The following is a 24,694-nucleotide window of genomic DNA, read 5'->3' on the forward strand; positions in this document are numbered from 1 at the left end:
CACCATCAGGGCGTCAGCACGGCCGCGCCGAGAATCTGACCAGCCCGCAGCATGGTCAGAACCTCGTTGGCCTGCTCGAGTGGAAATGCCGTCGTCTCGGTGCGCACACCAGCTTGCGGCGCGATCTTGAGGAAATCGAGGCCATCCTGTCGGGTGAGATTGGCGACCGACACCAGCTGCCGTTCCTGCCAGAGCAGATCATAGGGAAAGCTTGGAATGTCGGTCATGTGGATGCCCGCGCATACGACGCGCCCGCCTTTGCGGACCGCGCGCAACGCAGCCGGGACGAGCTCGCCTGATGGTGCGTAGATGATGGCGGCGTCGAGCGGCTCCTCGGGCACTTCGTCAGATGCTCCCGCCCAGACCGCGCCGAGACGACGTGCAAGATCTTGCGCAGCGGCGTCGCCGCGTCGCGTGAATGCATGGACGGATCGTCCCTGCCAGCGCGCGACCTGCGCAATGATGTGGCCGGCCGCGCCGAAACCATAGAGGCCGAGCCGTTCGGCAGGGCCGGCCAGCACCAGCGAGCGCCAGCCGATCAGCCCCGCGCATAGCAGAGGCGCGATCTCCACGTCGTTGCCGTCCTCACCAAGGGGAAAGGCGTAGCGTGCGTCGGCGACGGTGTGGGTCGCGTAGCCGCCATCGCGCGTATATCCGGTGAATAGCGGTGCGTCACACAGGTTTTCCATGCCGTCCCGGCAGAAGCGACAATGTCCGCAGGTAAAGCCGAGCCAGGGAATGCCGACCCGATCACCGGGCACATGCGTTGCGACATTCGGGCCCACGAGATCGACCCGACCGACGATCTCGTGACCAGGTACGATCGGATAGCGAACTTCGGGCAGTTCGGCGTCGACGAGGTGAAGATCGGTCCGGCAGACCCCGCAGGCGCTGACCTTTACCCGGAGCTGCCCCTCGCCGGGGATCGGGTCGGGCCGCTCCTCCATCTGGAGCCGCGTTCGTGCGGCCGGCAACACCATCGCACGCATGAGCTTCTCCAGGGCGAACCGCTCCGACTGAATTACCCATAGAACAGCTATGCGGCCAGTCCTTGATGCCGGTCAACGCTGTCCGGGCCGGACCGAGTTCCCTTGGCTTGACGAGGATCAAGGGTCTCGACCAAAGCCGGCCTATTGTGGCGGCCAAGGAGAATCCCGATGCCCATCAAGGACGTCTTTCTGCCGCTTGTCGGCCAGCCGCGCGGGCCGGCCCTGGCTGCGATCGAGAAATGCGTGGCCGTTGCTGCCGATCTCGGCGCCAGGATCACCGCGCTCGCGCTTGAGGAAGAGGTTTACGAGCGGCCGAAGGTGATGCTGCCCTACGATCGCGAGTCTGCGGAGCCCGGCAGTTTGCGCGAAATGAGCGACGTGCAGCAGCTCCTGAATGCATTTACCAATGCGACATCACGCGCCAACATTCGCGCCCAGAGCCGAACGGGCAAGGTGCCGGCGGACCAGATCCCGGCCATCCTTGCCGAACACGCTCGTTTCAGCGATCTCACGCTGCTCCCCGTGAAGCCGCATGACAGTCGAACGGAGAGCATCGTTGATGCCTTCCTGTTGGGATCCGGCCGGCCGCTTCTGCTCTGTCCGGAACATCTCGCAGGAGACCTTCGCCCCAAATTCGGGAACGTCATGATCGCCTGGGACCACTCCGCGCGTGCGGCGCGAGCGGTCGGCGACGCGTTGCCGGTCCTGCAGGCGGCGGCCTCGGTTCGCGTGGTGACCGTGGCGGATGAGAAGACCGACGCGATCGTGCAATCCGGAACCGCTCTGGTCGATCATCTGAGGGAACACGGTGTCCATGCCTCCTTCGAAGCGGCGAAGAGCCGCGGCAGCTCGATCGGCAAGGTCCTGGGAAATTGGGCGAATTCCCATGGCATGGACGCCATCGTGATGGGCGCCTATCATCATTCGCGTCTGAACGAGATCGTCTGGGGCGGTGTGACAAAGACCGTCATCGGTGAGCCACCATGCTGGGTTATGATCTCGCACTAGGCTCGCCATTCGTCCTGCCTGATCGTCAACCATCGGAACAGTCGCCGACCGGGCGCATTTGCTTTCATGTCAACTTATCGTCTGAATAATCTGTTGGCGCCGCGTTCAGTTGCGCTCGTCGGCGCGAGCGCCCGTCCGGTCTCGGTGGGACGCGCCGTTCTCGAGAACATTCGCAAGGCTGAATTCAAGGGGCGATTTGGCCTCGTCAATCCACGTCATGCCGAAATCGGCGGCATCGCCGCGGTGAAGAGCATGGACGCTTTGGACTTCGTGCCCGAGCTCGTGGTCATCACCGCGCCTGCGCGTGAGATTCCAGGTATCATCGACCAGGCCGGGCGTCGCGGCTCGGCGGGCGCCTTGATCGTCTCGGCCGGGCTCGGCCACGGACCGGGATCTCTGCACGAGGCTGCCAGCACCGCAGCCCGCAAATACGGCATGCGGCTGATCGGACCGAACTGTCTCGGCATCATGATGCCCGGCGTCAGCCTGAATGCCAGCTTTGCCGCGCATATGCCGGGGGCGGGCAGCCTCGCGCTGATCTCGCAATCGGGTGCGATCGCTGCCGGCATGGTCGATTGGGCCGCCCAACGCGGCGTCGGCTTCTCCGGCATCGTCTCGATCGGCGATCAGATCGACGTCGATATTGCCGATCTGCTCGACTATTTCGCGATGGACCACAAGACGCGCGCGATCCTGCTCTACATCGAGTCCATCAAGGATGCGCGCAAGTTCATGTCGGCGGCGCGCGCCGCCGCGCGCGTGAAGCCCGTCGTCGTGGTGAAGTCCGGCCGCATGGCGCAGGGCGCGAAGGCGGCTGCCACTCATACCGGCGCCCTCGCCGGCGCTGACGCCGTCTATGACGCGGCGTTCCGCCGCGCGGGCATCCTGCGGGTCTCCGATCTGCGTGAGCTGTTCGATTGTGCCGAGACACTCGGCCGCCTCGAATCGCCGGCCGGAAAGCGCCTCGCCATCCTGACCAATGGCGGCGGCATCGGCGTGCTCGCCGTCGATCGACTGGTCGAACTCGGTGGAATTCCGGCGACCATTTCGGCGGAGACGCGTAAGAAGCTGGATGCTGCGTTGCCGCCGACCTGGTCAGGTGCAAATCCCGTCGACATCGTCGGTGACGCCGACGCCGCGCGCTATGCGGCGGCGCTGGAGCTGCTGCTGGCCGATCGCGACAATGACGCGGTTCTGGTTCTCAATGTGCAAACCGCGATCGCCTCGGCGGCCGAGATCGCTGCGACCGTGACGGAGCTCGTCGGCAAATATCGGAACGAGCACCGCCGATGGGCCAAGCCGGTGCTGGCGGCCTGGGTCGGTGCCGACCAGGACATCATTCAGGCGCTTTCCAGCGCCGGTGTGCCGAACTATCCGACCGAGGACGACGCCGTGCGCGGCTTCATGCATCTGGTCCGGCACCGGGAAGTGGTGGAGGAGCTGAGTCAGGTTCCACCCGCGATGCCCGACACATTCGTTCCGGACGCACAAGGGGCGCGGCAGATCGTCACCGCCGCGATCGCGGACGGCCGCCAATGGCTCGAGCCGGTCGAGATCAAGCATCTGCTCGAAGCCTATGACATCGCGATGGTGCCGACTTATGCCGCAGCCGATGTCGAGCAGGCGGTAGCCTATGCCAGGGAAATCTTCGCACAGGGCGGCACCGTCGTGTTGAAGATCATGTCGCGGGACATCGTCCACAAATCCGATGTCGGCGGCGTCGTGCTCAATCTGACAACGCCGGAGGCCGTGCGTGCGGCCACCTCCGATATTCTCGCCCGGGCGAGAAAGCTGCGGCCCGAGGCCCGCATCGGCGGCGTCATCGTCCAGGCCATGGTCGTCAAGGCGAAGGCGCGCGAGCTGATCCTGGGCCTCGCGGACGATCCCACTTTCGGCACGGTCGTGGTGTTCGGTCGTGGCGGCACGGCGGTCGAGATCATCAACGACAAGGCGCTCGCGCTGCCGCCGCTGGATTTGCAGCTCGCCCGCGATTTGATCGACCGCACGCGCGTGTCGCGGCTGCTGAAGGCGTATCGTGATGTGCCAGCGGTCAAGCAAGACGCGGTCGCCATGGTGCTTGTCAAGCTGGCGCAGATGGCCGCCGATATTCCCGAGATCCGGGAATTCGACATCAATCCGTTGCTGGCGGACGAAACCGGCGTGACTGCGGTGGATGCCCGCGTCGCGGTCGCCCCGCCGCAACGAAAGTTCGTCGGCTCCGGCCCGGCCAATTTCGCCGTTCGCGCCTATCCGTCACAATGGGAGCGCCGCCTCAAGCTCAAGGACGACTGGCGCATCTTCGTGCGGCCCATGCGCCCGGAGGATGAGCCGACCATCCACGAATTCCTGCGCCACGTCACGCCGCACGACCTTCGCCTGCGGTTCTTCGCGCCGATGAAGGAGTTTACCCACGAATTCATCGCGCGCCTGACCCAGCTCGACTATGCGCGCGCGATGGCCTTCATTGCATTCGACGAGGCCACCGGCGAGATGGTCGGCGTGGTCCGGCTCCATTCGGATTCGATCTACGAGAGCGGTGAATATGCGATCCTGCTGCGCTCCGACCTGAAGGGCAGGGGGCTCGGCTGGGCCCTCATGCAGCTCATCATCGACTATGCCAAGTCGGAAGGGCTGAAGGTCATTTCGGGCGACGTGCTCCAGGAGAACACCGTGATGCTCGAAATGTGCCGAAACCTCGGCTTCGAGGTCAGACCGGACCCGGCCGAACCCGACATCTGCGACGTCAAGTTGAAGCTCTGAGCGCACCCCTCAGGAGCGCGCTTCGGCCGAACCTGCGGCGGTGGATGTCTTGCCAGATGTCTTGGCCGATGTTCCGGCCGTCGACCGCAAATTCTTCACGATGATCGCGATCAGCGGCACCAGCACCGGCACGATCGTGCTGAGCGGATGATGCACCGCGCCCGACACCTGGGCCTGGAGTGCGCGCGCCTCGAGCTGAAGGGCTTCGATGGAGGCGTCGTGGATTTCGCCGGCGAGCTCGATGTCCCGGCCGGACGGAGCGCGGCCGGCGATGATGAAGATGGCAGCCGCGATGGCGAAATTGACGGCACCGAGGATGGCCGCCGCGGCAATCGCACTCCAGATCTGGACCAGCGCGAAATAGGCCGCCAGCTCCAGCATCAGAAGCCCGAACGCCGCAACCAGTGCTGCGAAGGCGCGCAGGCCGAGGCCGATCAGCAGATGACGCAGCCTGATGTCCGCGATGATCCTGTCGGTGCGCCACAGCACGCGCAGATGTTTGACCACGTTCTCGGTATTCACCTAGTGTCTCCTCAGCATGAAGCCGACGACCACGCCGAGCGCGAAGGCGGAGGCGAGCGATGCGATAGGACGGTCCGCAATGAGGCCCCGAAGCTGCTCCTGCTCTTCCTCGACGGTCTCGCCGAGCTCGGTGAGCGCAGCCCTGATCTGATCGGCGAGCGCCTCGGCGCGATCTTTCGAGCTCTCGAACATCTCCTCGCCGGCGGTGCTCAGCAAGCGCGTCACATCAACCTTCAGCGTGCGCAATTCTTCGCTCATCCTGTCACGGTCGAACATGGACCTGATATCCCCATTGAACGGACGCAAGCCTAGGGCCCGCGTACGCGATCACGCTTGATTTGCGTCAATCGGCAGGGCAGTTCAGCTCTTGAGACAGGTCAAGCCGGCCGCCATATGCTGGCCTAGAAATGCCGTCTGAATGGGACTGATTGTCCCGACGAGGTGGAAGCGTGAACCACGAACCGCTGTTGCTCGCGACGCCGTCCGGCGACGTGCTGAACCTGCGTCCCGAAGGGCCCTGGACCGCCGCGAATGTGGTCATGCTCGAGACATTGTCCCGCTCGGTCGGAGCCGACGTCGATCGCTCGCGCGCCGTCACCCTGGACATGTCGGGCGTCAGTGCGCTCGACACGCTCGGCGCCTGGGTCCTCGAGAAGCTGTCGCGCAGGGCCGCATCATCCGGAAGATCGGCTGAGTTCGTCGGCGTCGCTGATCATTTCAGCGGGCTGATGGATGAGGTGCGCCAAGTCAACCGCCACACGCCGGCCCCCACGGCCGCGCCCAACCCGGTGTTGGCGAGGCTCGGCGATCTCGGCAAATCCACGGTCGGCGCCCGCGAAGACGTCACGATCTTCCTCGAGTTGCTCGGCGCATTGTTCATGGCGGTGATCGGTGTGCTGCGCCGGCCGCGATCGCTGCGGCTGACCTCTTTGGTCTATCAGCTCTACCGCATCGGGTGGCAGGCGATTCCCATCGTCGCGCTCATCACCTTCCTGATCGGCGCCATCATCGCGCAGCAGGGCTTCTTCCATTTCCGCAGATTCGGCGCGGAATCGTATACTGTCGACATGGTCGGCATCCTGGTGCTGCGTGAGCTCGGCGTGCTGATCGTCGCCATCATGGTCGCCGGCCGGTCGGGAAGTGCCTACACTGCCGAGCTCGGCTCGATGAAGATGCGCGAGGAGATTGACGCGCTCTCCACCATGGGGCTCGATCCCGTGGAGGTCCTGATCCTGCCGCGCGTTGCGGCCCTGGTCATTGCCTTGCCCATTCTCACTTTCATTGGATCGATTGCCGCGCTCTATGGCGGCGGTCTCGTCGCACAATTCTATGGCGATATGGGACCGGCGATCTATATGGCGCGGCTGCACGAGGCCATCTCGGTCACGCATTTCGAGGTGGGCATCTTGAAGGCGCCGTTCATGGCGCTGGTGATCGGAATCGTGGCCTGCAGCGAGGGACTGCGGGTCAAGGGCAGCGCCGAGTCGCTCGGGCGACAGACCACGACGTCGGTGGTGAAATCGATCTTCCTGGTGATCGTGCTCGACGGCCTGTTTGCGGTCTTCTTTGCCTCGATCGGAATGTGACGATGGACGCGCCGCAAGACCAGTTCGCGATCCGCGTCCGTGACCTCGTGGTCGGCTTCGGCCGCCAGACGGTGCTCGATCATCTGTCACTCGACGTCCGCCGCGGCGAGATCCTTGGGCTGGTCGGGGCGTCCGGCGGCGGCAAGTCGGTACTGATGCGGACCATCATCGGCCTGATCCCGCGCCGGGGCGGGACCATCGAAGTGATGGGACAACCCACCGGGGGGCACGGTCGAGGCGCAGCCACGACGTGGGGCATCCTGTTCCAGCAGGGCGCGCTGTTCTCCTCGCTCACGGTCCGCCAGAACGTCCAGTTTCCCTTGCGCGAAAATCTGGTCCTGTCGCAGGAGCTGATGGATGAGATCGCGATCGCCAAGCTCGAAATGGTCGGCTTGCGTGCCCAGGACGCCGACAAATATCCGGCGGAACTGTCCGGCGGCATGACCAAGCGCGTGGCGCTGGCCCGCGCGCTCGCGCTCGATCCGCCGATCCTGTTCCTGGACGAGCCGACCTCCGGCCTCGATCCGATCGCCGCCGGCGAATTCGATGCGCTGATCAAGACGCTGCAAAAGACGCTGGGGCTGACCGTGTTCATGGTGACCCACGATCTTGCGAGCCTGACCACGGTCTGCGACCGCGTCGCCGCGCTCGCCGACGGCAAGATCGTGGCGATCGGCCCGATGCGCGAATTGCTGCAATCCGAGCATCCCTGGGTGCGCGCTTATTTCCACGGCAAGCGCTCGCAGATGCTGCAACACGAGATGAGATGAGACATGGAAACCCGCGCTCCCTACGTGCTGATCGGCAGTTTCGTGCTGGCCGCGATCCTTGCGGTGTTCGGCTTCGTCTATTGGCTGAGCAACACCGGCGGCATCGGACCGCGCACGAACTACCATGTGCAATTCCAGGGGCCGGTCCCAGGCCTGCTGGTCGGCGCCGGCGTGCTGTTCAACGGCATCCGCGTCGGTGAGGTGACCCAGCTCGGGCTCGCGCCCGACAATCCGCGCTTCGTCAATGCCACGATTTCGGTTGCGACCGCCACGCCGGTCCGCTCCGATACCAGGGTCGGTCTCGAATTTCAGGGCCTGACCGGCGTGCCGGTGGTGACGTTGGAGGGCGGCGCGATCGTCGCCAAATCCGGCGAGCCCGTGACCCTGATCGCCGAGGCCGGCGCCGGCCAGAGCATGACGCAGGCGGCGCGGGATGCGCTGCGGCGGGTCGATACGGTGCTTCAGGACAATTCCGGCCCGCTCAAGGACACCATCGCGAATTTCAAGACCTTCTCCGACGGGCTCGCGCGCAACACCGGCAAGGTCGACGGCATTCTGGCCGGCCTGGAGAAGATGACCGGCGGCGGCGCTCCCGCGCAGAAGGTCACCTACGACCTGCACATCCCGCAGAACCTCGGGCCCGCCGGCAAGACACTGTCGGCATCACTGGCCATCCCCGAGCCGAGCGCGGTCGCAATGCTGCAGACCCAGCGCATGCTGTTCGCGCCTGTCGGCGACAGACCGGGCTTTGCCGACTTCCTCTGGGCCGACAGCATTCCGAAACTGGTGCAGGCACGCCTGATCGACAGTTTCGAGAATTACGACATCGCCCACGCCCCGTTGCGCGCGAGCGATCTCGGTCAGGCGGATTACCAGCTCCTGATCGACATCCGGCGCTTTCGGATCGTCACGGAGGGCGAGGCGAGGGTCGAGATCGGACTGTCGGCGCGGATCGTCGACAAGAACGGCAAGGTGGTTGCCTCGCGCCTGGTCGAGACCAGCGAGAAGCTCGACAAGGTCGAGCCCGCCGCTTCAGTCGCCGCCTTCGACGCGGCCTTTGCCCGCATCGCCAAGGAGCTGATCGGGTGGACCGTGCAGGCGGTATAGCGCGGTCTATTCCAGCGTTTTCAGGTAGGACAGAAGGTCGTGGATCTGGTCTGGATTGAGCTCGAAGGCCGGCATGTCGGCGTGACCGGTGTAAATCCCCTCGGCCAGCGCCTCGCCCAGGGTCTCGATCGGGTAACGCCGATGCAGCATGCGCAGCGGGGGAGCGCCCTCGAGCGGGCTGCGGGAGGCGCGGTCAATGGCATGGCAGCGCGCGCAATTGGCCCTTGCAAAGGCCTTGCCACGCTGTTCGGCGGTCGGCGCCGCCAGGGCAGGAGTAATCAGAAGCAGCCCAATCAGGCTGTGACGCAGGGCGCCTTGCAGCATAGAAAAGTGATCCCGTCGAACGCTGGAGCAGAATAAGACGGGGATGCCACCCAAATTTGATCTGAGTCAATTGGCTTTGGCGCAGTGCAGTAAAATCCAGCCGCGCGGTGGACTCGGCCTGGGGCTGGGCGCAGCCGGCGCGGGGAGCGGTGGATGAAGCCTTGTGGTCATGATTGAGCCGAACGGACATTTTTGCAACGATTGTGTCGTACGCGGTGCGGCGGTTTGTTCGTCGCTGAATGCGACCGAGCTCAGGGAGTTCGAGCATCTCGGGCGCCGCGTTCATTTCGACTCGGGCGAGACCGTTTTCTCCGAAGAGGACATCACGACCTCGTTCTACAACGTCCTCGAAGGCGTCATGCGGCTGTACAAGCTGCTGCCGGACGGCCGGCGGCAGATCGTCGGTTTCGCGTTGCCCGGCGATTTCCTGGGGATGAACATTTCCGGCCGGCACAATTTTTCGGCCGACGCGATCGGTGTCGTGACCGTGTGCCAGTTCGCCAAAGCCCCGTTCAACCGTTTCATCGAAGACCGGCCGCTTCTGCTCAAGCGGATCAACGAGCTGGCCATTCGCGAGTTGAGCCAGGCGCGCGATCATATGGTGCTGCTCGGCCGCCGTTCGGCCGACGAGAAGGTGGCGACCTTCCTGCTCGGCTGGCGTGAACGGCTGGTCGCGCGCAAGGGCCTGTCCGACACGGTTCCGCTTCCGATGAGCCGTCAGGACATCGCCGACTATCTCGGCCTGACCATCGAAACCGTCAGTCGCACCTTCACCAAGCTGGAGCGTCATGGCGTGATCGAGATCATTCACGGCGGTATCAGCCTGCTCGATCCCGCGCGCGCCGAGGCGATGGCCGCGGCCTGACATTCCGCCGCAACGCCCTGACGTTTTTGATCTCGATCAATGACGCCGGCCGACTGCAGCAAAATAATGCCGCAAACTTTGGGGAGGGAATAATGCCCGCTGACGCGTTGCTGGTGACCGTTGTCGTCGTCGCAATTTTCGTCGTGTTTGCCGCTGTCCTGGCCTGGGCCGATCGGCAAACCAGCTCCGTCCGGCTCGACCCGGATTCCAGGCGCTGAAGCTCCCGAGATCGTAGTCCGCTAAGACCTGCCAACAGGCCGACGGCTCGTCCGGCCGGCCCGGCTGTTCGCCAGCGCCTCAACGCAATCGCGGCTCGCTCCGCCTGCAACTCTGCATCGATTGGAACGTCCAGGTGCATCCTTCGGGTGCGGGCTTTCGGCCCGCCCGCGGCTTTTTCGCGGCATTTGCCTCAAACCGCGCGCGTGCTTTCCGGTTGAAAACCCTGATAACGTTGACTACGCAGGAACCTCACTGCCTCGCAGTCTTAGGAGCCCCGCGGCGTGCCTCAGGACAAGACCGGCGACCCCCGACACTCGGCGGGCAACAAGCTATCGGTCCTGCGCAAGCACCCGATCTTCGCGGATCTGGAGCCGGAAGCGCTCGATCAGCTTTGTCGCTACGCCAAGCACACCACCGTGAAGCGCGGCGCGACGATCGCCGCAAAGGGCGATCCCGGCAACAACCTGTTCGCGGTGATCTCGGGGACGGTGAAGATTTCCTCCTCCTCGCCGGACGGCCGTAACGCCATTCTCAATCTGATCGGTCCCGGGGAAATCTTCGGCGAGATCGCGGTGCTCGACGGCGCCCCGAGATCGGCCGATGCGACCGCCAACACCAATTGCGAGCTCTACGTCATCGACCGCCGGGACTTCCTGCCGTTCGTGAAGAGCCAGCCGGCGCTGGCGATGAAGTTCATCGAGCTGCTCTGCGCCCGTCTGCGCTGGACCAGCCAGCAGGTCGAGCAGGTGATCCTGCAGAATCTGCCGGGGCGGCTCGCGAGCGCGTTGCTCGGTCTCACCGAGGAGCGCAAGTTCGACTCCGGCAGCGGCACGCTCGCCATCACGCAGCAGGAGATCAGCGAGATGGTGGGCATGACGCGCGAGAGCATCAACAAGCAATTGCGCGCCTGGGCCGGCCGCAACTGGGTTCGCCTCGAGCACGGCGCCATCGTCGTGCTGGATACGGATGCGCTGCGCGAACTCGCCGAGAGCGGCCTCGGCGGCGAGTGACGGCGTCTGCCTAAGTGTCGATGATGGCGACCGCGCGGGTCCACCCCGCCGAGGCGCGTTCGATCTTGACCGGAAAGCATGAGACCGTGAACCCGGTCGAGGGCAATTGGTCGAGGTTGTGCAGCTTCTCGAGATGGCAATAGCCGATATGCCGTCCCGCCTTGTGGCCCTCCCAGATCAGGCCGGCGTCGTGCGTCTCGGCATATCTCTTCGCGGTGTAGACGAACGGCGCGTCCCAGCTCCAGCCGTCGGTGCCGGTCAGCCGCACGCCGCGTTCGAGCAGGTACATGGTGGCTTCATAGCCCATGCCGCAGCCGGAATTGACGTATTCGGCCTTGCCGAACTTTGCGCCGGCGCTGGTGTTGACCACCACGATCTCCAGCGGCGACAGTTTGTGCCCGATCCGCTTCAGCTCCTTCTCGACGTCGTCGGCGCTCGCCACGCAGCCGTCGGGCAGATGCCGGAAGTCGAGCTTGACGCCCGGCTGAAAGCACCATTCCAGCGGGACCTCGTCGATCGTCCATGACCGCTCGCCGCGGTTCATGGTCGGATGGAAGTGCCAGGGCGCGTCGAGATGCGTGCCGTTGTGGGTCGACAGCGAGACCTGCTCGACGGCCCAGCCCTGTCCGTCGGGCAGATCCTCGGCCTTGAGGCCGTCGAAGAATTGCAGCATCCGCGGCAGGCCCTGCTGGTGATCGATATACTGGATGGTCGGATGGTTGCCCGGCGGATCGGCCGTCACGTCGTTTCTGAGCGGCACCGAGATATCGATCAGCTTCCGCGGCATGGGCATTCCTTCGAGATGGTCCGCTGCGTCGGCCATCTTGAGGGGCCCCGATTGCTGGCGTCAAGTCACGTGCCGGCGACGTCAGCCGGCCCACCCGACCCGCCGTAATGCGAATTGCGCCAGAAATCGATTGATGCAACTGTTGCATCGATCGATGCCGGATTTGGCTTGGACAGAGAATGCCGCGCGCCCTAGGCACGACATTGGCGCTTGACTTCATGTCTGAGGTGGAGCGACCCAAGGCCGGCCCGCAGCATCCGCCGACAACGACATAATCAACCCAGGAGGAAAGCCCAGATGAAGACACTCACCGGTATCATCACAGCCGTTGCACTGGCGGTCTCAGCGCCGCTGGCGACCGCGCGCGATTTCCGTTCGGCCGACGTCCACCCCGCCGACTATCCGACCGTCGAGGCCGTCAAGTTCATGGGCAAGCAGCTCGCGACCGCGAGCGGCGGCAAGCTCGGCGTGAAGGTGTTTCCAAATGGAGCCCTGGGCTCCGAGAAGGACACCATCGAGCAGCTCAAGATCGGCGCACTCGACATGATGCGGATCAACGCATCGCCGCTCAACAACTTCGTGCCCGAGACCATCGCCCTGTGCCTGCCCTTCGTATTCCGCGACACGCAGCACATGCGCGCCGTGCTCGATGGGCCGATCGGCGACGAGATCCTGGCCGCCATGGAGCCTGCGGGCCTGGTCGGTCTCGCCTATTACGACAGCGGTGCCCGGTCCATCTACACCGTCAAGGCACCCGTCAAGTCGCTCGCCGACCTCAAGGGCCTGAAGATCCGCGTCCAGCAATCCGATCTCTGGGTCGGCATGATCCAGAGCCTCGGCGCCAACCCGACGCCGATGCCGTATGGCGAGGTCTACACCGCGCTGAAGACCGGCCTGGTGGATGCGGCCGAGAACAACTGGCCGTCCTACGAGTCCTCGCGCCATTTCGAGGCGGCCAAGTTCTACAACATCACCGAGCACTCCCTCGCGCCCGAAGTTCTCGTGATGTCGAAAAAGGTCTGGGACACGCTGGGCAAGGAGGATCAGGCGATGATCCGCAAGGCGGCCAAGGAATCGGTGCCGGTAATGCGCAAGCTGTGGGACGAGCGTGAGCAGGCGTCGCGCAAGACCGTCGAGGCGGCCGGCGTTCAGGTCGTCACGATCGCCAATAAGGCGGAATTCGTCGATGCGATGAAGCCGGTCTATCAGAAGTTCGCCGGCGACGAGAAGCTGCAGGGCATCGTCAAGCGTATCCAGGGCACGAAGTAGAAGGCCAGCGGCGCGGGCCCGGCGTCGCCGCGAGGCGACCCGGGCTCTCGCAAGGAGACACGGGATGACAGACCCACACGTTGCAGATCACGAGCATGACGCGGTCGCCGCACGCCCGTCCACTGGCTTGCTGTCGCGGATCAACGCACCTGTCGCGCGCGTGGGCATGTATCTGTCCGTGACCGGATTGCTCGTCATCGTCGCCATCGTCTTCTACCAGGTATTCGGACGTTACGTGCTCAATTCCAGCCCGACCTGGACCGAGAACCTCGCACTGGTGCTGATCCTGTATGTGACGCTGATCGGCGCCGCCGTCGGCGTGCGCGATGCCGGACATATCGGCATGGACAGTCTGCTGGTGATGCTTCCCGACCACGCGCGAGAGAAGATCGAGATCGTGATCCACGTGCTGGTCGCCGTGTTCGGCATTGCCATGGCCTATAACGGCTGGATCCTCGGTTCGTCTGTCGGCACCGTGAAGATTCCCAATCTCGGCCTTCCCGAGGTGATCCGCTACGTGCCGCTGATCGCCTCCGGCCTCCTGATCGTCTCCTTTTCCATCGAGCACATCATGGCTCTTCTGCGCGGCGAAGAGGTCGTCCCGTCATGGAACTGATCATCCTCGGCGCCACCTTCTTCGGATTCCTGATCCTCGGCGTCCCGGTTGCCTTCGCGATTGGCCTCTCCGCGATCTGCACCATCCTCTACGAAGGCCTGCCGGTTGCCGTCATCTTCCAGCAGATGATGTCGGGGATGAACATCTTCTCCTTCCTCGCGATTCCCTTCTTCGTCTTCAGCGGTGAGCTGATGCTGCATGGCGGCGTCGCCGACAAGATCGTCCAGCTCGCCAAGAATCTCGTCGGACACATCCGCGGCGGCCTCGGCATGTCGAACGTGGTCGCCTGCACGCTGTTCGGCGGCGTCTCCGGCTCGCCCGTGGCCGACGTGTCGGCGATGGGTGCGGTGATGATTCCGATGATGAAGAAGGAAGGGTTCGACACCGACTACGCCGTCAACGTCACCACCCACGCTTCGCTGGTCGGGGCCCTGATGCCGACCAGTCACAACATGATCATCTATGCGCTCGCCGCCGGCGGCAAGGTCTCGATCGGCGCGCTGATCGCCGCCGGCCTGCTGCCGGCGATCGTGCTGATGGTGTGCATGCTGGTCGCTGCTTACGCCGTCGCGGTGAAGCGCGGCTATCCGGCCGGCAAGTTCCCGGGTTGGGCCGAGGTGTTCCGCTCGTTGGCAGCCGCGCTGCCGGGCCTTCTGATCGTCGGCATCATCCTGGCGGGCATCCTGTCCGGCGTTTTCACGGCGACGGAATCCGCAGCCGTTGCGGTGACCTACACGATCCTGCTGACGTTCCTGATCTACCGCACCATGACCCTGCAGAACTTCCTGCGCGCGGCCGCCAAGGCGGTGAAGACGACGGGCGTGGTGCTGCTCTTGATCGGCGTCTCCACCATGTTCCAGTATCTGATGGGGCTTTACGAGGTGGCCGACCTCGCCGGCGAAATGATGGGCAAGGTTTCGACGCAGCCTTGGGTCGTCTTCCTGCTCATCAACGTCATCCTGTTCGTGCTCGGCACGTTCATGGACATGGCGGCGACCATCCTGATCTGCACCCCGATCTTCCTGCCGATCGCGATGAAGGCGGGCATGGATCCGGTGCAGTTCGGCATGTTGATGTTGATCAACTGCGCCCTTGGGCTGAACACCCCGCCGGTCGGAACGACGCAGTTCGTGGGATGCGCCATCGGTGGCATCTCGGTGGGCGCGGTGATGCGCACCATCCTGCCATTCTACGCTGCGCTGATCGCAGCTCTGATGTTCGTGACCTACGTCCCCGCGTTCTCGCTGTGGCTGCCGCGCCTCTTGATGGGCTACAAGGGATAGCAGCAGCACAGGAGAAGCTATCAGTGACGGACTATCGCAAGCTCTTCGACCTCACCGGCAAGACGGCCGTGGTGCTCGGCGCCGCCTCGGGTATCGGCAAATCGTCGGCCGAGGCGCTGGCCGGGCTGGGGGCCCGCGTTGTCTGTGCCGATCGCGCGCTTGACGGAGCGGAGGCGACCGCCGGCGGCATTCGCGACAAGGGTGGCTGGGCGGAAGCAGCTGCTTGCGACGCCGCGAGCGCTGCGGACGTCAATGCGCTCGCCAAGGTCGTGATGCAGAAATTCCCGCGACTCGACATCGCCGTGACGACGCCGGGGCTCAACATCCGCAAGACCATCCTCGACTATACCGAGGAGGATCTCGATCGCGTTCTGAGCCTCAACGTCAAGGGCACGGTCTTTTTCTTCCAGGCTTTCGGGCGCATCATGGTCGCGCAGAAGGGCGGCAGCATCATCGCCTGCTCCTCGGTGCGCGCGGTGACCATCGAGCCGGGGCTCGGCGTCTACGGCTCGACCAAGGCGGCGATCGGCCTGTTGGTGAAGGGCTTCGCTTCCGAGGTCGGCCATGCCGGCGTGCGCGTCAACGCCATCGCGCCCAGCATCGCCGAGACGGCGCTCACCGGTCCGTTCAAGCAGCGGCCCGACATCTACAATCTCTACGCCGGCCACACCGTGTTCAACCGCTGGAGCAGTGCCGACGAGGTCGCGACCGCGGTCGCCTATCTCGCTTCGGACGCCGCAAGCTATGTCAGCGGCAGCACGCTGTTCGTCGATGGCGGCTGGACCGCCGTCGACGGTCCGCCGACCGGTCTCACCCAGCTGCACAAATAGGCGGTTGTCTATCCAACGAAGCCGATGCGCTGGCGCAGATCCTTTCGATCTGCGCCGGTCAGCAGTGCGATCAGCGCGGCGGCCTGCTTCGGATGTGCGGCGCGCACGGTCACGCCGACCGTGTACATCGTCACGAGTTCGCAGCCCGGCGGCAGCGATCCCGATAGCGTGATGCCGTCGGTCGCGATGATCTCGGTCGCCTGGGTGCAGCCGATCGGCCGCGTCGCGGTCGAATTCGCAAGCTCGCGCATTGCGGTCGCGCCGTTCGGAAGGATCCTTGAGGCGCGAGGCGACCTCATGGGCGATGCCGAGCTGGTCCAGCACTCTTGCGACGTGCTGCCCCGCGGTCGAGGCCTTGGTGTCCGGGACGTAAATCGCGTCGGCGCCACGCAGCACTTCGCGCAGATCGGCCTCGGTCGTCACCGTCGCCTTGGGATCATGGCTGCGGGCCGCCAGCGCGGTCTCGACCCGGCCGACATCCGTGATCGAGGAGGGGACGATGAGCTTTTCCCCGGCAAGGTTCGCGAGAGCATGCTGCATTTCGCTGTTGCAGCAGGAACCGCCGGCGCGCACGGTTTGAGCAAATCGCATGGGCGCTGCCGGATAAATGCCCTCGGCTGGCTGGTATTTTGGTGTTACGAACTGGGACATGAACCAGCACGCCAAGATCGAAATCCGCCATTCGACCTGTCCGCATGATTGCCCCTCCGCCTGCGCCCTTGATGTCGAGGTGGTCGAGGGCCGCAGCATCGGTCGTGTCCGCGGTTCGAAAAAGCAGACCTACACGGCCGGCGTCGTCTGCGCCAAGGTCGCCCGCTACGCCGAGCGCATCCATCATCCTGAGCGGCTGATGTACCCGCTCCGCCGCACTGGACCGAAGGGCTCCGGGCAGTTCGCGCGGATTTCCTGGGACGAGGCGCTGGACGAGATCGGGCACCGTTTCAACGCGGCCGAGCGCGAGTTCGGCGCGGAATCGATCTGGCCCTATTACTACGCCGGCACGATGGGACTGGTGATGCGCGACGGCCTCAACCGCCTCACGCACGTAAAGAAATATTCGCGCTTCTATCAGACCATCTGCGCCAACGTCGCCCGCATCGGCTTTGCCATCGGCACCGGCAAGATCGCCGGCGTCGATCCGCGCGAGATGGCGCTGTCCGATCTCGTTGTGATCTGGGGCACCAATCCCGTCAACACCCAGGTCAACGTGATGACGCACGCCGCCCGTGCGCGCAAGGAGCGCGGCGCGAAGATCGCCGCGGTCGACATCTACGACAACGAGACCATGAAGCAGGCCGACATCAAGATCATCCTGCGGCCCGGTACCGACGGCGCCTTTGCCTGCGGCGTCATGCATGTCCTTTTCCGCGACGGCTATGCCGACCGCGCCTATATGGACAAATACACCGACTGCCCTGCCGAGCTCGAGGCGCATCTGAAGACGCGCACGCCGGAATGGGCGTCCGCCATTTGCGGCGTGCCGGTGGCGGAGATCGAGGCCTTTGCCAAGGCCGTCGGCGAGACCAAGCGCACCTTCTTCCGCTTCGGCTACGGCTTTACACGCAGCCGCAACGGTGCCACGCAGATGCACGCGGCAAATTGCATTCCCGCGGTGACCGGCGCCTGGCAATACGAAGGCGGCGGCGCCTTCTTCAACAATTACGCGCTGTGGCATTTCAACGAATCCATCATCGAAGGGCACGACGCGATCGACAAGTCTACGCGCGCGCTCGACCAGTCGCAGATCGGCCGCATCCTCACCGGCGATGCCGAAGCCCTGCAAGGCAAGGGCCCGGTCAAGGCAATGCTGATCCAGAACACCAACCCGATGACGGTGGCGCCGGAGCAGGCGCTGGTGCGGCAGGGCTTTGCGCGCGAGGATCTGTTCGTCGCGGTGCACGAGCAGTTCATGACCGAGACGGCGCAGATGGCCGACATCGTGCTGCCCGCGACCATGTTCATGGAGCACGACGACCTCTATTACGGCGGCGGCCACCAGCACATCTCGGTCGGGCCGAAGCTGATCGACCCGCCCGGCGAATGCCGCTCCAACCACGAGGTCCTGCAGGCGCTGGCGCCGCGGCTCGGCGCCAGGCATCAGGGTTTCGAGATGGCGCCGCGCGAGTTGATCGACGCGACGCTGAAGCTGAGCGGCCACGGCGACATCGGCAGCCTCGAGGCCGATCTCTGGCGCGACCTGCAACCGGATTTCCGCACGTCCCACTATCTCGACGGCTTCGCCCACGCCGACGGCAAATTCCACTTCAGGGCCGATTGGGCGCACCCGCCCTTCGGCGTGACCATGGGCGATGTCGACAAGATGCCGTCCTTGCCGGATCATTGGGCCGTGATCGAGCAAACCGATCAGGCCCATCCGTTCCGGCTCGCGACCAGCCCCTCGCGCAGCTTCCTCAACACCACCTTCAACGAGACGCCGTCCTCGCAGGCGCGCGAGGGCAAGGCGAGCGTGATGATCCATCCGCTGGATGCCGCCGCGCTCGACATCGCGGACGGCGACGCGGTGACGCTCGGCAATACGCGCGGCGAGACCACGCTGATCGCAACCCTGTTCGACGGCGTGCGGCGCGGCGTTCTGATTGCGGAATCCGTTCACCCCAACAAGAACCATATCGGCGGCCGTGGCATCAACATGCTGACGGGCGCCGAAACCGTCGCGCCGATCGGTGGGGCCGCATTCCATGACAACAAGGTCTGGATCAGGAAGGCCGCGACGGCTTAGGGGCCACACTCCGTGACGCCGTAGCCGGCAAACTCCTTCGCGATATCGGGATTCATGGATTTCGCCTGCGCGATATCGGTGGCCCCGTCGCCGCCGCTCTTGCGGGTGGCGATGCCGCGGCCGAACAGCGACGATGACGAGCGCGGATTGCGCTGGATCGCGTCGGTGTAGTCCTTGATCGCTTCCGCGTTGCGGCCGAGCTTGAGGTTGACGAGCCCGCGGCTGTCGAGCGCATCGCTCAAGCCGGGATCGATCTGGAGCGCCAGATTGCAGTCGGCCAGCGCGCCCTGCAGGTCGCCGGTCGCAGCGCGCACCCAGCAGCGGTTGTTGAACGCCTCGCCATCCCTCGAATTCCTGCTGATCACGAGGTCGAAATCCTGCCTGGCGAGCGCATAAGCGCGCTTGATCGCATAGACCTGGCCGCGCTTGTAGCGCGAGACGACGTCATTGGCGTTCGCCGCGATCTTGCGGCTGAGGTCGGCGATGAGCGGATCCCTGGCGAGATCGTCGGTGCTCGGGGGAGGCTCTGCCTGCGGCGCCTCGCAGACCGGCCTCTGCGGCTCCGGTTTCTGAGGCTCGGGCTTCGTCGGCGTCGGGTCGCCCTTGCTGTCGGGCGGCCGGGTCACCGGGCCTGCGAACGAGAATTCCGTGGTCAGCGAGGACGACAGCCACGGCACCTGTTCCCGCTTGGTGGCGGCGATCACGCCGTTCTTGGTGTTGGTCAGGGCCTGCTCGGCGCTGATGTTCGGCGCACGCATCTCGCGGAGCAGCTCGGCGACGAACAGGCCGTGATCGGTCTTGCCGCTGGCCGTGACCGCGCCGAGCGCCGCGGAGTAGAGCACCAGCGAATTGCTCGGCGCGATCGCCGGCGCAAGGCCCGCCGAATAGCGGCGGAAGCGCCGCTCGAACGGGTTACGCCGCGAGGCGTCGATCAGCGCGACCTTGATCGCGGCACCGCGCGTGTTCATTTCGGCGAGGATGCTGTCGAGACTGAAGCCGTCGCGCGCCACATCGGGCTCGGTCCAGATCTGCGCGTCGACCGGAAGCAAATAGGTCTGCCGGTTGGATTGAATGGCAAAGCCGTCGAAGAAGATCAGCGCCACTGCGCCGCGTTCGATGCGGGCATAGAAGCGATCAAGCGCCTGCCGCATGGCGTCGGCCGTGAGATTGCTCTGCCGGTCGACGACGAAACCGTCGCGCTTCAACTCTTCAGCGACGTCCTGTGCGTCGTTGGCGACGTCGCTCAGCACGAACTCGTTGTCCGGATATCTGGAATTGCCGATCACCAGCGCGATCTTCGCGACGTCGGCCGCGCGGCTTGCAGGCCCGCTGCTCAGCACCAGCAGGGCTGTTAGCAACACCATCATCGCGGCGCGCATGAAATGGCTCATGGTGATCAAAATCTCCGGACAGGATAGCGGCCGTCACTCACAATACAATCGGCAAGTGAAGTTGCGCCCACACGCTATGGTGACGGGGTGGCAGATTGCCCTTGCGCGCGCCGCCCGTCCTGCCGCAAATGGCTGCAAAACGGAGCCAGGGAAGCGAGCCTACCATGACCGACACCACAGCAATCATCACCGAGAAGCGCGGGCAGGCGTTCTGGATCACCATCAACCGGCCGGAAAAGCGCAACGCATTGAACGGCGACGTCATCGCCGGCATCACCAAGGGCTATCGCGACGCGCATGACGACGAGGACGTCCGCGTCATCGTGCTGACGGGCGCGGGCGACAAGGCGTTCTGCGCGGGCGCCGATTTGCAGAATTCCGGCGCCGCTTTCGCGATGGACCATTCCAAACCAAATGTCGACTATGCCGATCTGTTACGTTTGTCACAGAACGCCACCAAACCGGCGATTGCGCGGGTCGGCGGCGTCTGCATGGCCGGCGGCATGGGCCTGCTCTGCATGACCGACATGGCGGTCGCGGCCGACCACGTCGTGTTCGGCTTGCCGGAGGTGAAGGTCGGCGTGTTCCCGATGCAGGTGCTGAGCCTGCTTCAGCGCATCGCGCCGCCGCGCCTCGTCAACGAATGGGCGCTCACGGGCGAGCCGTTCGACGCCAAGGCCGCACAGGCCGCGGGCCTGCTCAACTACGTGGTGCCCGCGGCCGAGCTCGACGCCAAGGTCGACTGGCTGATCGGCCGCATCGTCGACAAGTCCCCGACCGCGATCCGCCGCGGCAAGTACGCCATGCGGGCCATCGCCGCGATGTCGTTCGACGAGAGCATCGCCTACACCGAAAGCCAGATCGCGCTGCTCGCAATGACCGAGGACGCCAAGGAAGGCCTGAAGGCGTTCAGCGAGAAGAGGAAGCCGGTCTGGACGGGGCGGTGAGAGAAGGCTGCTGGTTGATCCGTCATCCTGAGGTGCGAGTGGCGCGGTGCGTCTAGCATCGCATCGGGAGCCTCGAAGGATGCGCGGCCGAGATGCAGCCGGGCCGTCGCCCTTCGAGGGCCCTGAAGAAGCGGCCACCTCAGGGTGACGGTGATGGTTCAATGTGATGCGCTCTGGGACGACTACCCCGCATTTGCCTTCAGCCCCGCGGCCTGGATACCCGCCACCGCGCAGGCCTCGTCATTGTCGGAGGTGTCGCCGGAGACGCCGACGGCGCCGAGCAGGGTCGTGCCGTCCATGATCAGCACGCCGCCGGGTACCGGCACCAGCGCGCCCTTGGCAATCGTGTTCACGGCGTCGATGAAATAGGCCTGCTCCTGGGCGCGTTGGAACAGCGCGCGCGAACCCATGCCCATCGCGAGCGCGCCATAGGCCTTGCCGTGGGCGATCTCGGCGCGCATCAGGCTGGTGCCGTCCTGCGCGGCTGCGAGCTTGAGCACGCCGCGGACGTCGAGGATGGTCACGACCAGCGGCTTCAGCTTGAGTTCGCCGGCCTTCGCGAGGGCGGCGTCGAGGATCTTGCGGGCGGTGTCGAGTGTGAGGTCAGCCATGGCTGGGTTCCTTTGCAGTGGTGGAAGTGGAATTGGGCTCGGCGCGCTCGAGGCTCAGCGCCAGCACGCGTGCGACGTGGAGCGCCTCGCGCCCCGTGCCGTCGTGAATCTGGTGGCGGCAAGATGTGCCGTCGGCAACGACGAGCGTCGTCTCACCTGCGCGCCGCACGGCGGGCAGCAGCGACAGCTCGGCCATCTCGATCGAGGCATCATAGGTGTCGGCGCCATAACCGAAGGCACCGGCCATGCCGCAGCAGCTCGACTCGATGGTCTCGACCTTGAGGCCCGGCACGAGCCGGAGCACCTGCTCGACCGGCTTGAAGGCGCCAAAGGATTTCTGGTGGCAATGGCCGTGCACCACGGCCTTGTCGGCGACGCTGCCGAGCGGCAGTTGCAGCCGGCCGGCTTCGGCCTCGCGCACCAGAAATTCCTCAAAGGTCAACGCATGGGCGCCGACCGCCTTGGCATCCTTGTCCTTGCGCAGTGAAGCGAGCTCATCACGCAGCGTCAGCAGGCAGCTCGGCTCGAGGCCGACGATCGGCACGCCGCGCGCGGCGAAGGGCGCGAAGGCGGCCACGAGCCGGTCGAGCTCGGTCCTCGCTTGATCGACGAGTCCTGCAGAGAGAAAGGTGCGGCCGCAGCACAGCGGACGGGTGCCGGCCGTTGGCTTCGGCAGATGCACGCGATAACCGCCGGCCACGAGCACGCGCAGCGCGGCCTCGAGGTTTTCCCGCTCATAGATGCGATTGAAGGTGTCGGCGAACAGCACGACCTCGCGGCCGGCTTCCGGGCCAACGCTTTCGGCCGGCGGCGCGAACACGTCGCTGCGGAAGGCGGGCAGCGCCCGGCGCGCGCTGATGCCGGCAAAGCGCTCGAACAATCGTCGCAGCCATGGGCTGCGATTGCGCAAATTCGCCAGCGGCGCGAAGTGCGAGGCGAGGCCGGCATAGCGCGGCAAATAGCCGACCAGGCGGTCGCGCAGCGTCAGGCCATGGCTCGCTGCTCGTGCCGCCAGCACCTCGATCTTCATCTTGGCCATGTCGACACCGGTCGGGCATTCGTGGCGGCAGGCCTTGCAGGAGACGCAGAGTTTGAGCGTCTCCATCATTTCGTCGGATGATAGCGCATCGGGGCCGAGCTGGCCGGAGATCGCGAGCCGCAGCGTGTTGGCGCGCCCGCGGGTGACGTCCTTCTCGTTGCGCGTGGCGCGATAGGACGGGCACATCACGCCGCCCTCGAGCTTGCGGCAGGCGCCGTTGTTGTTGCACATCTCGACCGCGCCCTGGAAACCGCCGCCGGCGCCGGGATAGGCAGACCAGTCGAGTTTTGTCTTCAACTCGCCAACACGATAATCGGGCTTGAAGCGAAACAGCGAGCGATCGTCCATCCTGGGCGCATCGACGATCTTGCCGGGATTGAGGACGCCGTCGGGGTCGAAGCGCTGCTTCACCTCCCTGAAGTCGGCGACGAGGCGCGCGCCGAACATGGTCTCGTGGAATTCCGAGCGCACCAGGCCGTCGCCGTGCTCGCCGGAATGCGAGCCCTTGTATTCGCGCACCAGCGCGAATGCCTCCTCGGCGATGGCGCGCATCGCCTTGACGTCCTTTTCCAGCTTCAAATTCAGCACGGGACGAACGTGCAGGCAGCCCTCGGAGGCGTGCGCATACATCGTGCCGCTGGTGCCGTGCCTGGCAAAGACCTCGTTCAGCCGCGCTGTATAATCGGCAAGGTGCGGCAGCGGCACCGCGCAATCCTCGACGAAGGAGACCGGCTTGCCTTCCTGCTTCATCGACATCATGACATTGAGGCCGGCGGCGCGGAAATCGGCGATGCCGCTCTGTAGCGCGGGCTCGGTGATCTCGACCACGCCGCCCCATTTGCGCGTGTCGTTGGTCCAGCCGAAGCCGAGATCGCCCATCAGCTCGCCGAGCTGTTTCAGACGAAGGAGGTTGTCTGCCTGGTCCTCTTCGGCGAACTCGACCACCAGCACGGCATCCGGATCGCCCTTGATGGCGGCGGAGATGATCGGCCTGAACATCGCGATGTCGCGGCCGAGCGCAATCATGGTGCGGTCGACCAGCTCGACCGCGATCGGCTTGAGCTTGACGAGGTGCTGGGCCGCGTCCATCGCCTCGTAGAAGCTGCCGAAATGGCAGACGCCGAGCGCCTTGTTGCGGATGACCGGCCACAGCTTCAGCTCGACCTTGGTGGTGAAGGCGAGGGTGCCTTCCGAGCCGACCAAGAGATGCGCCATGTTGTTCGGCGCGTTGCGCGGCACCAGTGCATCGAGATTGTAGCCGCCGACGCGGCGCTGCACTTTGGGAAAGCGCGCCGCGATCTCCCCGGCCTCGCGCATTCCGAGATCGAGCATGTCGCGAAACAGCGCGCGGGCGGTGTCGCTGGTCTCGACGTCGGAGAGATCGCGCGACACCTCGCCAAAACGGCTCAGCGTGCCGTCGGCGAGGGACGCCTCCATCGACAGCGTGTTGTCGCGCATCGTGCCGTAGCGGAGGCTGCGGCCGCCGCAGGAATTGTTGCCGGCCATGCCGCCGATGGTGGCGCGCGAGGCGGTGGAGACGTCGACCGGAAACCATAGCCCGTGCTTCTTCAATTGCCGGTTGAGGTCGTCGAGCACGATGCCGGGCTCGACCACGCAGGTCTGGCCCTCGACGTCGAGCGACAGGATCCGATTCAGATGCTTGGAGAGATCGACCACGAGCCCGTCATTGACGGTCTGGCCGCATTGCGAGGTGCCGCCGCCGCGCGGGGTGACCTTCAGCCCCTCGTCGCGGGCAATCGCCAGCGCCCGCAGGGCCTCGTCCATGGTCTTGGGCACCACCACGCCAGCTGGCACGATCTGATAGAACGAGGCGTCGGTGGCGTAGCGGCCGCGGCTGAAGGGGTCGAACAGGACGTCGCCGGTCAGTTCCGACCGCAGGCGTCGTTCGAGCGAGGAGGCGTTTGTCATCCCTGATCCCGGACTGATCCAGTAAGGCCCCGCCCTGCTGAGTTATTCATTGTTGTTCCCGACCGACGCATTATGAATTCAAAAATGAGCAG

The 24,694-nt window shown here is 65.0% G+C and carries 23 protein-coding genes and 1 pseudogene; 14 read left to right on the plus strand and 10 right to left on the minus strand.

The genetic code is table 11. The features are described 5' to 3' along the window. Positions 1 to 5: 5 nt before the first annotated feature. Positions 6 to 989 carry a zinc-dependent alcohol dehydrogenase family protein gene (locus E4K64_RS02150; RefSeq protein WP_135161934.1) on the minus strand — a complete coding sequence of 328 codons (984 nt, stop codon included), beginning with the start codon at positions 987 to 989 and terminating at the stop codon, positions 6 to 8. Positions 990 to 1,157: 168 nt separating this feature from the next. On the opposite strand from E4K64_RS02150, the gene E4K64_RS02155 reads away from it, so the two are divergent. Further along, positions 1,158 to 1,997 (plus strand): universal stress protein, encoded by an 840-nt coding sequence (locus E4K64_RS02155; protein ID WP_135161935.1) that lies wholly within the window; start codon positions 1,158 to 1,160, stop codon positions 1,995 to 1,997. Positions 1,998 to 2,063: 66 nt separating this feature from the next. Further along, a complete protein-coding gene (locus tag E4K64_RS02160) occupies positions 2,064 to 4,757 on the plus strand; it encodes a bifunctional acetate--CoA ligase family protein/GNAT family N-acetyltransferase (protein WP_135161936.1) in 2,694 nt (897 codons plus the stop codon). A gap of 9 nt (positions 4,758 to 4,766) precedes the next feature. Here the strand turns inward: E4K64_RS02160 and E4K64_RS02165 are convergent, their stop codons facing one another. Further along, positions 4,767 to 5,279 (minus strand): phage holin family protein, encoded by a 513-nt coding sequence (locus E4K64_RS02165; protein ID WP_135161937.1) that lies wholly within the window; start codon positions 5,277 to 5,279, stop codon positions 4,767 to 4,769. Next, positions 5,280 to 5,555 carry a hypothetical protein gene (locus E4K64_RS02170; RefSeq protein ID WP_135161938.1) on the minus strand — a complete coding sequence of 92 codons (276 nt, stop codon included), beginning with the start codon at positions 5,553 to 5,555 and terminating at the stop codon, positions 5,280 to 5,282. It abuts the gene before it with no gap. 173 nt (positions 5,556 to 5,728) lie between these two features. Here E4K64_RS02170 and E4K64_RS02175 point away from each other — a divergent pair, with 173 nt between their 5' ends. From E4K64_RS02175 to E4K64_RS02185, 3 genes are read left to right on the plus strand one after another with little or no spacing between them, the layout of a single operon-like run. Next, on the plus strand, positions 5,729 to 6,865 hold the full coding sequence (locus tag E4K64_RS02175; protein WP_135161939.1) for an ABC transporter permease: 1,137 nt from the start codon (positions 5,729 to 5,731) through the stop codon (positions 6,863 to 6,865). Positions 6,866 to 6,867: 2 nt separating this feature from the next. Next, positions 6,868 to 7,635: an ABC transporter ATP-binding protein gene (locus tag E4K64_RS02180; RefSeq protein ID WP_167771756.1), complete on the plus strand. Its 768-nt coding sequence runs from the start codon at positions 6,868 to 6,870 to the stop codon at positions 7,633 to 7,635. A gap of 3 nt (positions 7,636 to 7,638) precedes the next feature. Continuing rightward, positions 7,639 to 8,742 (plus strand): ABC-type transport auxiliary lipoprotein family protein, encoded by a 1,104-nt coding sequence (locus E4K64_RS02185; RefSeq protein ID WP_135161941.1) that lies wholly within the window; start codon positions 7,639 to 7,641, stop codon positions 8,740 to 8,742. 6 nt (positions 8,743 to 8,748) lie between these two features. On the opposite strand, the gene E4K64_RS02190 is transcribed toward E4K64_RS02185, so the two are convergent. Next, positions 8,749 to 9,066 carry a c-type cytochrome gene (locus tag E4K64_RS02190; RefSeq protein WP_135161942.1) on the minus strand — a complete coding sequence of 106 codons (318 nt, stop codon included), beginning with the start codon at positions 9,064 to 9,066 and terminating at the stop codon, positions 8,749 to 8,751. Between the two features lie 169 nt (positions 9,067 to 9,235). Here E4K64_RS02190 and E4K64_RS02195 point away from each other — a divergent pair, with 169 nt between their 5' ends. From E4K64_RS02195 to E4K64_RS02200, 3 genes are all read left to right on the plus strand, one after another. Further along, positions 9,236 to 9,931 (plus strand): helix-turn-helix domain-containing protein, encoded by a 696-nt coding sequence (locus E4K64_RS02195; RefSeq protein WP_135161943.1) that lies wholly within the window; start codon positions 9,236 to 9,238, stop codon positions 9,929 to 9,931. A 92-nt stretch (positions 9,932 to 10,023) separates the two neighbouring features. Further along, positions 10,024 to 10,149, plus strand: coding sequence for a hypothetical protein (locus E4K64_RS41580; protein ID WP_283812305.1), 126 nt, complete (start codon positions 10,024 to 10,026; stop codon positions 10,147 to 10,149). A gap of 282 nt (positions 10,150 to 10,431) precedes the next feature. Next, a complete protein-coding gene (locus E4K64_RS02200) occupies positions 10,432 to 11,160 on the plus strand; it encodes a Crp/Fnr family transcriptional regulator (RefSeq protein WP_135161944.1) in 729 nt (242 codons plus the stop codon). A gap of 10 nt (positions 11,161 to 11,170) precedes the next feature. Here the strand turns inward: E4K64_RS02200 and E4K64_RS02205 are convergent, their stop codons facing one another. Then, positions 11,171 to 11,947 carry a cyclase family protein gene (locus tag E4K64_RS02205; protein WP_135161945.1) on the minus strand — a complete coding sequence of 259 codons (777 nt, stop codon included), beginning with the start codon at positions 11,945 to 11,947 and terminating at the stop codon, positions 11,171 to 11,173. A 297-nt stretch (positions 11,948 to 12,244) separates the two neighbouring features. Between E4K64_RS02205 and E4K64_RS02210 the strand changes: the two genes are divergently transcribed. The 4 genes from E4K64_RS02210 (at position 12,245) to E4K64_RS02225 (ending at position 15,945) form a co-directional block, all read left to right on the plus strand. Next, a complete protein-coding gene (locus tag E4K64_RS02210; protein WP_135161946.1) occupies positions 12,245 to 13,216 on the plus strand; it encodes a TRAP transporter substrate-binding protein in 972 nt (323 codons plus the stop codon). A 64-nt stretch (positions 13,217 to 13,280) separates the two neighbouring features. Further along, positions 13,281 to 13,832 (plus strand): TRAP transporter small permease, encoded by a 552-nt coding sequence (locus E4K64_RS02215; protein ID WP_135161947.1) that lies wholly within the window; start codon positions 13,281 to 13,283, stop codon positions 13,830 to 13,832. After that, positions 13,823 to 15,115 (plus strand): TRAP transporter large permease, encoded by a 1,293-nt coding sequence (locus tag E4K64_RS02220; protein WP_135161948.1) that lies wholly within the window; start codon positions 13,823 to 13,825, stop codon positions 15,113 to 15,115. Before E4K64_RS02215 ends, E4K64_RS02220 begins: the two co-directional genes overlap by 10 nt. A gap of 23 nt (positions 15,116 to 15,138) precedes the next feature. Beyond that, positions 15,139 to 15,945: an SDR family NAD(P)-dependent oxidoreductase gene (locus E4K64_RS02225; RefSeq protein WP_135161949.1), complete on the plus strand. Its 807-nt coding sequence runs from the start codon at positions 15,139 to 15,141 to the stop codon at positions 15,943 to 15,945. An 8-nt stretch (positions 15,946 to 15,953) separates the two neighbouring features. Here the strand turns inward: E4K64_RS02225 and E4K64_RS41030 are convergent, their stop codons facing one another. Together E4K64_RS41030 and E4K64_RS41745 are read right to left on the minus strand one after the other, a co-directional pair. Continuing rightward, positions 15,954 to 16,196: a hypothetical protein gene (locus E4K64_RS41030; protein WP_235884481.1), complete on the minus strand. Its 243-nt coding sequence runs from the start codon at positions 16,194 to 16,196 to the stop codon at positions 15,954 to 15,956. Positions 16,197 to 16,281: 85 nt separating this feature from the next. Then, positions 16,282 to 16,695, minus strand: a pseudogene (locus tag E4K64_RS41745) (hypothetical protein); the annotation flags it as partial. On the opposite strand from E4K64_RS41745, the gene E4K64_RS02235 reads away from it, so the two are divergent. Continuing rightward, positions 16,595 to 18,685 (plus strand): molybdopterin oxidoreductase family protein, encoded by a 2,091-nt coding sequence (locus E4K64_RS02235; RefSeq protein ID WP_135161950.1) that lies wholly within the window; start codon positions 16,595 to 16,597, stop codon positions 18,683 to 18,685. The pseudogene E4K64_RS41745 and the gene E4K64_RS02235 overlap by 101 nt on opposite strands. On the opposite strand, the gene E4K64_RS02240 is transcribed toward E4K64_RS02235, so the two are convergent. Next, positions 18,682 to 20,076, minus strand: a complete 1,395-nt coding sequence (locus E4K64_RS02240; protein ID WP_209311928.1) for a caspase family protein — start codon at positions 20,074 to 20,076, stop codon at positions 18,682 to 18,684. The genes E4K64_RS02235 and E4K64_RS02240 overlap by 4 nt on opposite strands. A gap of 164 nt (positions 20,077 to 20,240) precedes the next feature. Between E4K64_RS02240 and E4K64_RS02245 the strand changes: the two genes are divergently transcribed. Next, complete coding sequence (locus E4K64_RS02245) at positions 20,241 to 21,023, plus strand: enoyl-CoA hydratase/isomerase family protein (protein ID WP_135161951.1); 783 nt, start codon at positions 20,241 to 20,243, stop codon at positions 21,021 to 21,023. Positions 21,024 to 21,205: 182 nt separating this feature from the next. Here the strand turns inward: E4K64_RS02245 and E4K64_RS02250 are convergent, their stop codons facing one another. Both E4K64_RS02250 and E4K64_RS02255 read right to left on the minus strand, forming a co-directional pair. Continuing rightward, a complete protein-coding gene (locus tag E4K64_RS02250; protein WP_135161952.1) occupies positions 21,206 to 21,634 on the minus strand; it encodes a GlcG/HbpS family heme-binding protein in 429 nt (142 codons plus the stop codon). Then, entirely contained in the window at positions 21,627 to 24,602 is a 2,976-nt protein-coding gene (locus tag E4K64_RS02255) for an FAD-binding and (Fe-S)-binding domain-containing protein (protein ID WP_135161953.1), read from the minus strand. The genes E4K64_RS02250 and E4K64_RS02255 overlap by 8 nt, the downstream gene beginning before the upstream one ends. Positions 24,603 to 24,694: the final 92 nt, after the last annotated feature.

The sequence above is a fragment of the Bradyrhizobium frederickii genome (genome assembly GCF_004570865.1).
GTDB lineage: Bacteria > Pseudomonadota > Alphaproteobacteria > Rhizobiales > Xanthobacteraceae > Bradyrhizobium > Bradyrhizobium frederickii.

Coding starts and splice junctions, on each gene's coding strand:
- E4K64_RS02150 (WP_135161934.1), bottom strand. CDS start 989: ATGCGTGCGATGGTGTTGCCGGCCGCACGAACGCGGCTCCAGATGGAG.
- E4K64_RS02155 (WP_135161935.1), top strand. CDS start 1,158: ATGCCCATCAAGGACGTCTTTCTGCCGCTTGTCGGCCAGCCGCGCGGG.
- E4K64_RS02160 (WP_135161936.1), top strand. CDS start 2,064: ATGTCAACTTATCGTCTGAATAATCTGTTGGCGCCGCGTTCAGTTGCG.
- E4K64_RS02170 (WP_135161938.1), bottom strand. CDS start 5,555: ATGTTCGACCGTGACAGGATGAGCGAAGAATTGCGCACGCTGAAGGTT.
- E4K64_RS02180 (WP_167771756.1), top strand. CDS start 6,868: ATGGACGCGCCGCAAGACCAGTTCGCGATCCGCGTCCGTGACCTCGTG.
- E4K64_RS02185 (WP_135161941.1), top strand. CDS start 7,639: ATGGAAACCCGCGCTCCCTACGTGCTGATCGGCAGTTTCGTGCTGGCC.
- E4K64_RS02190 (WP_135161942.1), bottom strand. CDS start 9,066: ATGCTGCAAGGCGCCCTGCGTCACAGCCTGATTGGGCTGCTTCTGATT.
- E4K64_RS02195 (WP_135161943.1), top strand. CDS start 9,236: ATGATTGAGCCGAACGGACATTTTTGCAACGATTGTGTCGTACGCGGT.
- E4K64_RS41580 (WP_283812305.1), top strand. CDS start 10,024: ATGCCCGCTGACGCGTTGCTGGTGACCGTTGTCGTCGTCGCAATTTTC.
- E4K64_RS02205 (WP_135161945.1), bottom strand. CDS start 11,947: ATGCCGCGGAAGCTGATCGATATCTCGGTGCCGCTCAGAAACGACGTG.
- E4K64_RS02210 (WP_135161946.1), top strand. CDS start 12,245: ATGAAGACACTCACCGGTATCATCACAGCCGTTGCACTGGCGGTCTCA.
- E4K64_RS02215 (WP_135161947.1), top strand. CDS start 13,281: ATGACAGACCCACACGTTGCAGATCACGAGCATGACGCGGTCGCCGCA.
- E4K64_RS02220 (WP_135161948.1), top strand. CDS start 13,823: ATGGAACTGATCATCCTCGGCGCCACCTTCTTCGGATTCCTGATCCTC.
- E4K64_RS41030 (WP_235884481.1), bottom strand. CDS start 16,196: ATGCGCGAGCTTGCGAATTCGACCGCGACGCGGCCGATCGGCTGCACC.
- E4K64_RS02235 (WP_135161950.1), top strand. CDS start 16,595: ATGAACCAGCACGCCAAGATCGAAATCCGCCATTCGACCTGTCCGCAT.
- E4K64_RS02240 (WP_209311928.1), bottom strand. CDS start 20,076: ATGAGCCATTTCATGCGCGCCGCGATGATGGTGTTGCTAACAGCCCTG.
- E4K64_RS02245 (WP_135161951.1), top strand. CDS start 20,241: ATGACCGACACCACAGCAATCATCACCGAGAAGCGCGGGCAGGCGTTC.
- E4K64_RS02250 (WP_135161952.1), bottom strand. CDS start 21,634: ATGGCTGACCTCACACTCGACACCGCCCGCAAGATCCTCGACGCCGCC.
- E4K64_RS02255 (WP_135161953.1), bottom strand. CDS start 24,602: ATGACAAACGCCTCCTCGCTCGAACGACGCCTGCGGTCGGAACTGACC.